This is a genomic window from Streptomyces sp. NRRL S-1813 (assembly GCF_000719605.1).
GTDB classification, from domain to species: Bacteria; Actinomycetota; Actinomycetes; order Streptomycetales; family Streptomycetaceae; genus Streptomyces; species Streptomyces decoyicus.
In genome coordinates, this window is the sequence record NZ_JOHB01000001.1 from 351,314 (window position 1) to 362,752 (window position 11,439).

Sequence of the window (11,439 nt, forward strand, 5' to 3'; positions counted from 1 at the left end):
CCTAGGACCAGCGACCGTTTGACCTTGACGTGCGCGTCAGGTTCTAGCCTCGGGGCATGACACATCGCACACACCGCGAAGTCCGCCTGGCCGCCCGGCCCCAGGGGCCCGTCACCGATGACCTCTTCGAGATCGTGGAGGTACCGGTCCCGGAACCCGGGCCCGGCCAGGTGCTGGTCCGCAACACCGTGATGGGTGTCGCCGCCGTGATGCGCACGCTGATGGACGAGACCAGCGTGGTGCCGATGCCCTCCTACGAGATCGGCGAGCCGCTGCACGGGACCGCCGTCGGCGAGGTGGTCGCCGCCCCGGGGGCCGACTTCCAGCCCGGCGACCTGGTGGAACACCGCCTCGGCTGGCGTGAGTACGCCGTGGTGGACGCCGACCAGGTGCAGCGGCTCGACCCCGGCCTGCTGCCCGACCCGGCCGCCTACCTCTCCCAGGGGCCCACCGCCTGGATGGGGGTGGTGCGCGGCGCCGAAGTACGCCCCGGCGACACGGTCTTCGTCACCGGAGCAGCGGGCGGCGTGGGCTCCCTGGCGGGCCAGATCGCCCGGTTGCGCGGCGCCGCCCGGATCATCGGCAGCACGGGCTCGCAGGAGAAGGCAGACCGGCTGATCAAGGAATTCGGCTATGACGCGGTGGTGATCCGCGGCGCGGGTCCCATCGAGGAGCAGCTGCGCACGGCCGCCCCGGACGGCATCGACGCGGTCTTCGACAACGTGGGCGGCGAACAGTTGCGGGCCGCCCTCGCGCTCGCCAACCGGGGCGCACGGTTCGCCATCGTGGGCGCGCTCGCCGCCCAGCTCTCCGGAGACGGCAAGGCCACCGTCGAGATCGACACTCTCTCGCTGCTCTCCCGCAGCATCACCCTGCGCGGTGTCGCCCTGTATGAGCACCTGGACCTGATCCCGGAGTGGAACCAGCGGTTCGGCGAGGGGCTGCGCGAGGGCACCCTCACCTTCCCGCACGCCCGGCTCCAGGGGATCGAGCAGGCGCCACGGGCCCTGCGCGAGCTCACCGAGGGGCGTCATCTGGGCGCGGTGGTCGTGGAGTTGTGAGGTCACGGCGCCGAGCCGTCGTGCAGCGGGGTGATGCACCGGCCGCTGTCAGACCCCGGTTGTAGCCTGCACGAGTGACGACCTTGCTCGGGCAGCGATCCCTTGTCCAGGAGGCCGCGGCGCTCCGGGCCGGCACGGACGACCCCGTCGACGCGGTGCACCGCACGTGCGACCGTATCGACGCCGTCGATCCGCAGGTGCGGGCCTTCGTGCCCGAGGCCGGGCGGCGTACGCGGCTCCTGGAGGCGGCGCGCAGGCGCGCGGCCGACTGCCTGCCGCACCCCGCCGGCCGGCCCGTCCTCCACGGCATCCCCGTCGGCATCAAGGACATCGTGCACGCTGACGGGCTGCCCACCCGCGCGGGCTCGGCGCTGCCGCCCGAGGTGCTCGGCGGCCCGCAGGCCGGCGTCGTCGGCCGGCTGTGCGCCGCCGGGGCGCTGATCGCAGGCAAGACCGTGACCGCGGAGTTCGCGGTGACCGCCCCGGGCCCCACCCGCAATCCGCACAACCCGGCGCACACGCCCGGCGGTTCGAGCAGCGGGTCGGCGGCCGCGGTCGCCGCCGGGATGGTGCCACTGGCCATCGGGACGCAGACCGTCGGCTCGATGATCCGGCCCGCCGCGTACTGCGGAGTGGTCGGCTTCAAGCCGAGCTACGGGCGGATACCGGCCGACGGGGTGATCCCCAACGCCGCGAGCTTCGACACCCTCGGGTGCTACGCGACGGATGTGGCCGGTGTGGCGCTGGCGGCGTCGGTGCTGGTCGACGGGTGGCGGGCACAGGAAACGGCCGGACGGACGCCGCACCCGGTGCTGGGCGTGCCGGTGGGCCCCTATCTGGAGCGTGCCGACGCCGAGGCACTGGACGCCTTCGAGGAGCAGCGGGAGCTGCTGCGCGCCGCCGGGTACGTCGTCCATGAGGTGCCGGTGATGGACGACTTCGAGCAGATCGTCGAGCAGCTGTTCACGATGAACCGCTACGAGGTCGCCCGGGCCCACGCCGACTGGTTCGCGCGGTTCGGCGACCGCTACCGGCAGGAGACCAGCTCGGCCATCCGGCAGGGGCAGACGATCGGGGATGCCGCCTACGAAGCGGCCCGGGAACGGCGCAAGGCCTTCCGCGCCCGGCTCGCGGCGGACCGCGCCGCGGCCGGCATCGATCTGTGGATCGCCCCGTCGGCCACGGGCCCCGCGCCCGCCGGCCTCACCACCACAGGCTCCTCGATCATGTGCCTGCCCTGGAGCAACGCCGGGCTGCCCGCCGTCAGCGTGCCCGCGGGACAGGCCGCCGACGGGCTGCCGCTCGGGCTCCAACTCGTCGGCCGGTTCGGCGCGGACGAAGACCTGCTGTACGGGGCGGCCGGGATCGAGCGCGTAGTGAACGCCGCGGGCTCCCGGCGCGCGGACGGCCGGACGAGCCCCCGGGGCGGACGGAGCTGAACACGCCGCGCCGGACGAGCCCGGGGCGGCGGGAGCTGAACACGACGGAGAAGGAGCCGGAGAAGGAGGGGAGATGCGCATCGGGGACGCCGCGGCGGCCGCCGGTATGACGCCGCGGGCGCTGCGCTACTACGAGCAGCAGGGGCTGGTGACGGCCCGGCGGACACCGTCCGGCCATCGGGTGTACGACGCGGAGGACATCCGCCGGCTGAGGGCGGTCCGCGAACTGCGGGACGCCGGGCTGACGGTCGGTGATGTGCGGGCGGTCGCCCCGCTGCTGCGCACGATGCCGGCCGGCGGGCTGCCGGATCTCCTCTTGCAGGACCCGGAATCGGGCCGTTGTTCGGCCGCCGAAGCGGTGGCCCGGCGCCGGCTCGCCGACCTGGACGCCCGTATCGAGCGGCTGTCGCACCTACGGGAGCGACTCGCGGCCCGTCTGGGCGAACCGGGAGCCGGCGCACCGGAGGTGGCGGAGCCCCGGGCCGGGCCGGCCACCGAGGCCCGCGCCGGGGCGGACAGCGGCCCGGTCTTCCGGTTGGTTGCCGCGCCGTCTCCGGGCGCCCCCGCCCTCGGAGCGTGAGGCCGCGCTCCCGGAGGTGAGGCACCGGCCTCAGCGCGTGCGGCCGTACCTCCGGAGAGAGGCGCCGCGGAGCGTGCGGCCGGGCCCCGGAGAGCTCAGAGCGTGAGACCCCGCGCCAGTACGTCCATGGCCCGGTGGACCGGCGCCTCCGGATCGGTCGTCCGGTCGCCCTCGCCCCAGTGCAGCATCGCCTCCTGGAGCGCGGCCAGGATCACGGCACTGATCACCCGCAGCTCCAGGTCGTCGGCCGGACGGCCGGACCGCTCCGCCAGCACGGCCGTGAGCATTGCGGCGTCCTGTGCGGTGCGCTCCGCCGTACGGCCGCGGATGGCGGGCACCTCACGGATCAGCCGGACGCGCTGGACGAGTTCGCCACGCTCCTGCGAGGCCATCGTGCGCAGCGCCTCGATGCTGACCCGCCGCACCGACTCGACCACCGGCTCGTCCGCGGGGCGCGCCCGGATCCCGGTCTCCAGTACGGCGTCGTACTCGTCCGTGAGCACCATGTCTTCCTTGGTGGGGAAGTAGCGGAAGACCGTGCTCGGCGAGACATCCGCGGCCGCGGCGATCTGGTCGACGGGGGTCGCGTCGTACCCCTGTTCCTCGAAGAGCCGGTAGGCGGCCCGCCGGATCGCCTGCCGGGTCTGGATCTTCTTCCGCTCCCGCAGCCCGGTCTTCGGCGCCCCGGGCGGTGTGGTGGCAGGGGTACGTGCGGCCATGCGCAGCATTGTCGGGCATCAGGCGCCCCGGGGGCCACGGCCGCGTCCTGAGCAGGCAGTTGATGCGGCCGGTTCGCGAGGGAGCCGATGCCCGGATGCCCGGGAAGCACGCGGGAGAAGACCCGGGTCCTCCCGTGACGGACCGCCGTCAGCCGTGCAGGGCGACGGGGAGGGCGGTCAGCCGGCTCCCTTGCAGCCCACCGATGGTGGCCTGCCGGAGCTCGCCGAAGGGCACGGCGAGGCGGGCCTCGGGGAAGCCGGTCCGCAGCACCGTGACCACGGCGCGCAGTTCGAGCCGGGCGAGTTGGGCGCCGATACAGAAGTGCGGGCCGGCGCCGAAGGTCAGGTCGGGTCCGGGGGAGCGGGCGGGGTCGGTGTTGATGCCCAGGATGTCGACGAGCACGGGGGCGCGGGCGGGGAGCCGTATCCCGGCGAGCGCGAGCTCGGTGGTGGTGAAGCGCCAGAGGGTGAACGGGGCCGGCGGGTGCTGCCCCAGCGTCTCGTCGACCAGGTCGTCTCTTCCCTCTTCGTCCGATGGGGCGGGACGGGAACCGTTCGCGAGGGCGCGGGCGATGAGGGTGCCGAGGGCGGCGTCGGTGGTGAGTTGTCCGGCGAAGATCAACGCGAACAGGTGGTACTGGAGTTGGTCGCGGGTGGTGTGCGCGGGGGCCCGGTCGCGCAGCTCGGCGGCGAGTCCCCGGCCGCCGTCGCCGAGCCCGGAGGCGGCGAGCGCGGTGAGTGCGTCGATCGCCCTTTTCTGGTCGCCGGGTTCGTTGCCGAGCATCCGCCGGCAGGCATCGGCGGCCCCGTCGACCTCGCCGAGCGGGATGCCGAGCAGGTCGAGCAGGACGGTGAGCGGATAGCGGGTGGTGAAACCGGCCATCAGATCGATCACCGTGCGCTCGGCGGCGAGTTCGGTGAGCAGCTCCCGGGCGATCGCATGGACCCGGTCGGACTGCGCGCGGATCCGCCTGGCATTGAGGAGCGGAGCGTGGGCGCGTCGCAGTGCGGCGTGCTCGGGGCCGTCGAGGGTCGTGAGGGAGGGCTGCTCGGCGGCGGTCCGTTCCAGTCCGGCGCTGTGCCGGTCCCAGCCGGGAGGCGCGCACGCCGGGTCCTTGACGATCCGGGGATCCGCGAGCACCTCGCGTGCCAGGACGTCGTCGGTCACGATCCACGCCGGTCCGCCGGCCGGGGCGTCGACTTGGACGAGAGGGCCGGCGGCGCGCAGGGCGGCGTGCACCGGATCGGGCGCGGTGATGCCGCGGACGGTCGCGGCGAACGGGTCGATGCCGTCGAGGCGGGGAGCGTTCAGCATCAGGGCTCCATGGGGTGGTGGGGGCCGGGACGAGACGAGCGAGCGCGGTGCTCACCGCGAGAAGGCAGCGGAGCAGGGGCAGCGGTGAGCGGCCGGGCCATCGACGGGTGGAAGCAGCAGAAACAGGTCAGGTCCCCGCTACGCCGCCACGCCGAAGTGACTCCATGAGAGATAGCCCTATGGGGGATAGCTCCACGAGAAAGAATCTCTATGGTGAAGTAATTCCATGAGGAAGCTATGCTCGCCGATGACGGGTTGTCAATGCATGTCAACGCATGTCACCGACGGGAACCGTCGGTGACGCAGGGAAGAGGGAGACCCCCGTGGAGGAACCGGTGCCCGGTGGTGTCGCGGCGCGGCGCGAGCGGCTGGCGGAAGGGCTCAGGGCCTATGGGGCGAGCTTCACCGAACTGGGCCGCCGCTTCGCCGCTCAGCTGGGTGTGCACTCCACCGACGCTTTCGCCCTGCTGGAGATCGCCTCCGCCGAAGAACGGGGCGCCCCGCTGTCCCCGGCCCTGCTCAGCAGGCGTATCTCGCTGTCCTCGGGGGCCATGACCGCGTTGCTGAACCGCCTCGAACGCGCCGGGTATGTCACCCGTACCCGCGAACACGCCGACCGCCGGATCGTCACCCTGCGCAGCAGTCCGCAGGTCACCGAGCTCGCCGACGCGTTCTTCGGCCCCGTCAACGCGCGTCAGGACGCCGTCCTGTCCCGGTACCCGTCCGAGCTGCTGGAACAGTTCGAGGCCGTCCTGCACCAGCTGCACTCCGCCATGGACGTCCGGCCTACGCCACCGGACGGGGAGGCGTGACGGGCGATCGCCCGCCGCCCGGTCGCGGGTGCCTCCCTGCCCCTGCCCCCGGACATGCGTGTGGCCGCGACCTCGGGGGTCGCGGCCACGATGGCGCGGGGGTTTTGGCTGCTCGGGGCCGGGTGCTGCCTCAGGCGTGCGAATAGGCCACCAGGGAGATCCCCACGTAGTGCACGACGAAGGCCGCCAGCGTGAACGAGTGGAAGACCTCGTGGAAGCCGAACCACTGCGGTGACGGGTTGGGGCGCTTCATCCCGTAGATCACTCCGCCCGCGCTGTAGAGCAGCCCGCCGACGATGACGAGTACCAGGACGGCGACGCCGCCGGTGCGCAGGAAGTCGGGCAGGAAGAAGACGGCGGCCCAGCCCATGGCGATGTAGCAGGGGGTGTAGAGCCAGCGCGGGGCGCCGACCCAGAAGACCCGGAAGGCGATGCCGGCGAGGGCGGCCCCCCAGACCGCCCAGAGCAGCGCCTGACCACGGGATCCGGGCATGAGCAGCATCGTCAGCGGCGTATAGGTCCCCGCGATTATCAGGAAGATGTTCGCGTGGTCGAGCCGGCGCAGCACACCGTCGGCCCGCGGGCCCCAATTGCCCCGGTGGTAAAGGGCGCTGACCCCGAAGAGCAGGCAGGCGGTCAGGGTGTAGATCGCGCAGGCCAGACGGCCTCGGGGGCTGTCGGCGAGGGCGGTGAGTATGACGCCGGAGAGGAGGACGGCGGGAAACATTCCGGCATGGAGCCAGCCGCGCAGTCTGGGCTTGAGTGGCGCGGCCGCGGCCGCGGCGGCGACCGCCGCGATCGCGGGCGGCGCGGAGGAGGGCTTGCTCTCGGCGGCGTCGGGCGCGGAAGTCATGGCGCAATGCTACCTACGCAACCGTAAGTTACCGATTCGTGGCGAAGTGGTGACGGTCACGAAAGCGCCCTCTGGACAGAACTCTATCCGGGCCGGATGATCATATGAGTGCGGTCGGCACCGGATGAGCGGTCACGAAGCATCCGGGTCGAGGCCCCCAAGGGGCGACAAACAAAAGAAGCGGATTGTCCGGTAAGCCGGGTATATATCCGTCCACACCCTCATCTAGGAGCGATCGTGGCGCGCGACAACGCGGCTCCCACCCCCAAGCCCGTCCCGACCCGTCACCAGGAGCTCACCTCCTGGGTCGACGAGATCGCGGCGATCACCCAGCCCGACCGGGTCGTCTGGTGTGACGGCTCGGAGGCGGAGTACGAGCGTCTGTGCGAGGAGCTCGTCGACAAGGGCACGTTCAAGAAGCTCGACCCGATCAAGCGACCGAACTCGTACTACGCGGCCTCCGACCCGTCGGACGTGGCGCGGGTCGAGGACCGCACCTTCATCTGCTCCGAGAAGGAGGAGGACGCCGGCCCGACGAACCACTGGAAGGCCCCCGCCGAGATGCGGGAGATCTTCGCGGGGGAGAAGGGCATCTTCCGCGGTTCGATGCGTGGCCGGACGATGTACGTCGTCCCGTTCTGTATGGGCCCGCTCGGCTCCTCGCTCTCCGCGATCGGCGTGGAGATCACCGACTCCGCCTACGTCGCGGTCTCCATGCGCACCATGACGCGCATGGGGCAGCCGGTGCTCGACGAGCTCGGCGAGGACGGCTTCTTCGTCAAGGCGGTGCACACCCTCGGCGCCCCGCTGGCCGAGGGCGAGGCCGACGTACCGTGGCCGTGCAACTCCACCAAGTACATCTCGCACTTCCCCGAGGACCGCGAGATCTGGTCCTACGGCTCGGGCTACGGCGGCAACGCCCTGCTCGGCAAGAAGTGCTACGCGCTGCGCATCGCCTCCGTCATGGCGCGTGACGAGGGCTGGCTCGCCGAGCACATGCTGATCCTCAAGCTCACCCCGCCGCAGGGCGGGCCCAAGTACGTCGCCGCCGCCTTCCCCTCCGCCTGCGGCAAGACCAACCTCGCGATGCTGGAGCCCACGATCTCCGGCTGGACCGTCGAGACCATCGGCGACGACATCGCCTGGATGCGCTTCGGTGAGGACGGCCGCCTCTACGCCATCAACCCCGAGGCCGGATTCTTCGGCGTCGCGCCCGGCACCGGCGAGCACACCAACGCCAACGCCATGAAGACGATGTGGGGCAACTCCGTCTTCACCAACGTCGCGCTGACGGATGACGGCGACGTGTGGTGGGAGGGCATGACCGAGGAGAAGCCCGCGCACCTGACCGACTGGAAGGGCAACGACTGGACGCCGGAGTCCGGGACCCCGGCGGCCCACCCCAACGCCCGCTTCACCGTCCCGGCCGGCCAGTGCCCGATCATCGCGCCCGAGTGGGAGGACCCCAAGGGCGTGCCGATCTCGGCGATCCTCTTCGGTGGCCGTCGCGCCAGCGCCGTGCCGCTGGTGACCGAGTCGCTGACCTGGCAGCACGGCGTCTTCCTCGGCGCCAACGTCGCCAGCGAGAAGACCGCTGCGGCCGAGGGCAAGGTCGGCGAGCTGCGCCGCGACCCGTTCGCCATGCTGCCGTTCTGCGGGTACAACATGGGCGACTACATGGGGCATTGGGTCAAGGTCGGTGCCGACAAGGACCAGTCCAAGCTGCCGAAGATCTACTACGTCAACTGGTTCCGCAAGGACGACAAGGGCCGCTTCGTGTGGCCGGGCTTCGGCGAGAACGGCCGGGTCCTCAAGTGGATCGTCGAGCGGCTGGACGGCAAGGCCGAGGGTGTCGAGACGCCCATCGGTGTGCTGCCGGCGAAGGGTTCGCTCGACACCGAGGGCCTGGACCTGTCCGACGCCGACCTCGACTTCCTGCTCACCGTCGACAAGGACGTGTGGCGCGAGGAGGCGTCGCTGATCCCCGAGCACCTCAACACCTTCGGTGACCACACGCCGAAGGAGCTGTGGGACGAGTACCGCGCACTGGTTCAGCGGCTCGGCTAGCCACCGCTGCGCACACCGCCCGACCGGGGCCCCGCACGTACGGTGCGGGGCCCCGGCTCGTTTTCGGGGGCTCCAGCATCCGCCGGCACTCCGCCCAGTGTTCGCATCCTTGAACACAGTTCGGACTCTTGCCCCCGCGAGGGGTTGGGCCGAGGAGCCGTTGGATGCGTACGACGCCGAGGGGCATGCCGCGCTGGCGGCTTCGCTGGACACCCCGGTGGCCACCGGCGAGATGCTCACCGGCGCCGAGGAGTACGCCCGGCTGATCGAGGCGGGCGCCGCGGACTTCGTCCAACCCGACGCACCGCGGGTCGGGGGGATCACCCCGTTCCTGCGGGTGATGGCGCTCGCGGACCACAAGGGGCTGAGCCTGGCGCCGCACTTCGCGATGGAGGTCCATCTGCGTCTGGCCGCGGCCTACCGGGGGACCGCGTGGGTCGAGCACTTCGACTGGCTGGAGCCGTAGTTCCAGGAGCGGCTGGAGCTGCGCGACGGCCGGATGTGCGTACCGGACCGGCCGGGCCTGGGCCTCTCGCTGAGTGACCGGGCGATGGCCTGGACCGTGGACCGTTGCGAGGTGTCGGCCGGGTGAAGAGGGTCCGGCCGGATGGGCCGGTGGAGTGACGCAGGGAGCGGGGAGCGGGGGACGGGGGCGGCCGAGGGGGGTGCGGGCCCGCCTTGGGCCCGCGGTTCACGCCGCGGACCGTCCGTTCACGCCGCGGACCGGCCGTCCCGCCCGCGGCTCACGCCGTGGCGAGGTCCCGGTCTCGCAGGGGTGCGGCATGAGCCTCCATGCGCTCCGCCGTCAGCGCCATCGCCGCGGCATCACCACGGGACGTGGCGACCGCCAGGGCGTTGCCCGCGAGGGTGTGGGCGCGCCGCTGAAGGGCCTCGGTCCGGGACGGGCTGCTGTCGTCGGAGGGCTCGGCGCGCAGCGGGTAGTGGCCACCGCTCAGCCGCGCGACCTGCTCGGCGATGCGCTCGGCCGCGGCGGCCAGCGCGGCACCGTCCGGCGCGGCAGCCGCGGGGTCGTCCGGTGTGCCGCCGGCGGCCCGGGTGGCCCGTGCGTGCAGCTCGTCGGTGACGGTGAGCAGCGCGGTCAGCTGTCCGGCGAGCCGGATGTCCAGCTCTTCCTCGCGGGAGCGGTGCGGGACCTCCGGGGCGGCGGCCATGGTGTGGACCGACTTGGTGCGGATCGGTTCGTACATGGGACGGCCTCCTGGAAACGTCTAGGAGGCCATCCTAGCTTAGACACTGTCTAAAGTTGTGGACCGTATAGAAATCGCTCCGGCTCAGTACTGTCCGTAACCGTCGAGGAAGGAGCCGATGCGGGTGACGGCATCCGTCAGATCGTCCTTGCTGGGCAGCGTGACCAGGCGGAAGTGGTCCGGTTCCGGCCAGTTGAAGCCGGTGCCGTGGACGATCATGATCTTCTCGGCGCGCAGCAGATCGAGCACCATCCGCCGGTCGTCCTTGACCTTGTAGACGTGGGGGTCCAGCCGGGGGAAGGCGTACAGCGCGCCCTTCGGCTTGACGCAGCTGACGCCGGGGATCTGCGTCAGCAGCTCGTACGCCGTGTCGCGCTGCTCCAGCAGCCGGCCGCCGGGCAGCACCAGCTCGTTGATCGACTGACGGCCGCCGAGGGCGGTGGCCACCGCGTGCTGGGCCGGCATATTGGCGCACAGCCGCATGTTGGCCAGGATCGTCAGCCCCTCGATGTACGAGGAGGCGTGCGCCTTCGGCCCGCAGACCGCCATCCAGCCGCTGCGGTAGCCCGCCACCCGGTACGACTTCGACAGCCCGTTGAAGGTCAGGGTCAGCAGGTCGGGGGCGAGCGAGGCGAACGGGGTGTGGGTGACGCCGTCGTAGAGGATCTTGTCGTAGATCTCGTCGGCGCAGACGATGAGGTTGTGGCGGCGGGCGATCTCCGCGATGCCGCGCAGCAGCTCGTCGTCGTATACGGCACCCGTGGGGTTGTTGGGGTTGATGACGACGATGGCCTTGGTGCGGTCGGTGACCTTGCGCTCGATGTCGGCGAGGTCCGGCATCCAGTCGGCCTGCTCGTCGCAGCGGTAGTGCACGGCGGTGCCGCCGGAGAGGGAGACGGACGCCGTCCACAGCGGGTAGTCCGGGGCCGGCACCAGCACCTCGTCGCCGTCGTCCAGCAGCGCCTGCATCGACATCTGGATCAGCTCGGAGACGCCGTTGCCGAGGTAGATGTCGTCGACGGAGAGGTCGATGCCCTTGGTCTGGTAGTGCTGCATCACCGCGCGACGGGCGGAGAGCAGGCCCTTGGCGTCGCCGTAGCCGTGTGCCGTGCCGACCGAGCGGAGGATGTCCTCCAGGATCTCGGGCGGGCACTCGAAGCCGAACGCCGCCGGGTTGCCGGTGTTGAGCTTGAGGATGCGGTGACCCGCCGCCTCCAGCCGCATGGCCTCCTCGAGCACCGGGCCACGGATTTCGTAGCAGACGTTGGCGAGCTTCGTTGACTGGATCACCTGCATGTCCGCCACCTTACGGCCGCGTAACGGCACCCGCCCGGTGTTTTTCCCCACGTTGGTCAGCGGACGGTGTGGGGTGTGTCACGCGTAGT

The 11,439-nt window shown here is 71.6% G+C and carries 11 protein-coding genes; 6 read left to right on the forward strand and 5 right to left on the reverse strand.

Annotation, left to right across the window (positions count from 1 at the left end):
* The first annotated feature begins 56 nt into the window (after positions 1–56).
* From IF67_RS0101645 to IF67_RS38685, 3 genes are all read left to right on the forward strand, one after another.
* The gene (locus IF67_RS0101645; protein WP_030981379.1) at positions 57–1,061 is read left to right on the forward strand and encodes an MDR family NADP-dependent oxidoreductase; all 1,005 of its coding nucleotides are present in this window, start codon (positions 57–59) and stop codon (positions 1,059–1,061) included.
* 74 nt (positions 1,062–1,135) lie between these two features.
* Positions 1,136–2,500, forward strand: a complete 1,365-nt coding sequence (locus IF67_RS0101650) for an amidase (RefSeq protein ID WP_051817472.1) — start codon at positions 1,136–1,138, stop codon at positions 2,498–2,500.
* Positions 2,501–2,573: 73 nt separating this feature from the next.
* The gene (locus tag IF67_RS38685; RefSeq protein WP_037838596.1) at positions 2,574–3,080 is read left to right on the forward strand and encodes a MerR family transcriptional regulator; all 507 of its coding nucleotides are present in this window, start codon (positions 2,574–2,576) and stop codon (positions 3,078–3,080) included.
* A 95-nt stretch (positions 3,081–3,175) separates the two neighbouring features.
* Here IF67_RS38685 and IF67_RS0101660 read toward each other — a convergent pair whose 3' ends face one another.
* Entirely contained in the window at positions 3,176–3,808 is a 633-nt protein-coding gene (locus IF67_RS0101660) for a TetR/AcrR family transcriptional regulator (RefSeq protein ID WP_030981382.1), read from the reverse strand.
* A 139-nt stretch (positions 3,809–3,947) separates the two neighbouring features.
* Positions 3,948–5,114: a cytochrome P450 gene (locus IF67_RS0101665; RefSeq protein ID WP_030981383.1), complete on the reverse strand. Its 1,167-nt coding sequence runs from the start codon at positions 5,112–5,114 to the stop codon at positions 3,948–3,950.
* A 323-nt stretch (positions 5,115–5,437) separates the two neighbouring features.
* Here IF67_RS0101665 and IF67_RS0101670 point away from each other — a divergent pair, with 323 nt between their 5' ends.
* Entirely contained in the window at positions 5,438–5,926 is a 489-nt protein-coding gene (locus IF67_RS0101670) for a MarR family winged helix-turn-helix transcriptional regulator (protein WP_030981384.1), read from the forward strand.
* 130 nt (positions 5,927–6,056) lie between these two features.
* Here the strand turns inward: IF67_RS0101670 and trhA are convergent, their stop codons facing one another.
* The gene (trhA, locus tag IF67_RS0101675; RefSeq protein ID WP_030981385.1) at positions 6,057–6,779 is read right to left on the reverse strand and encodes a PAQR family membrane homeostasis protein TrhA; all 723 of its coding nucleotides are present in this window, start codon (positions 6,777–6,779) and stop codon (positions 6,057–6,059) included.
* Between the two features lie 237 nt (positions 6,780–7,016).
* Here trhA and IF67_RS0101680 point away from each other — a divergent pair, with 237 nt between their 5' ends.
* The gene (locus IF67_RS0101680; RefSeq protein WP_030981386.1) at positions 7,017–8,846 is read left to right on the forward strand and encodes a phosphoenolpyruvate carboxykinase (GTP); all 1,830 of its coding nucleotides are present in this window, start codon (positions 7,017–7,019) and stop codon (positions 8,844–8,846) included.
* A 97-nt stretch (positions 8,847–8,943) separates the two neighbouring features.
* Positions 8,944–9,312 carry an enolase C-terminal domain-like protein gene (locus IF67_RS45920; RefSeq protein ID WP_324608861.1) on the forward strand — a complete coding sequence of 123 codons (369 nt, stop codon included), beginning with the start codon at positions 8,944–8,946 and terminating at the stop codon, positions 9,310–9,312.
* Between the two features lie 277 nt (positions 9,313–9,589).
* Here the strand turns inward: IF67_RS45920 and IF67_RS0101690 are convergent, their stop codons facing one another.
* Entirely contained in the window at positions 9,590–10,054 is a 465-nt protein-coding gene (locus IF67_RS0101690) for a hypothetical protein (protein ID WP_030981387.1), read from the reverse strand.
* Positions 10,055–10,138: 84 nt separating this feature from the next.
* Positions 10,139–11,350, reverse strand: a complete 1,212-nt coding sequence (locus IF67_RS0101695) for a pyridoxal phosphate-dependent aminotransferase (RefSeq protein ID WP_030981388.1) — start codon at positions 11,348–11,350, stop codon at positions 10,139–10,141.
* Positions 11,351–11,439: the final 89 nt, after the last annotated feature.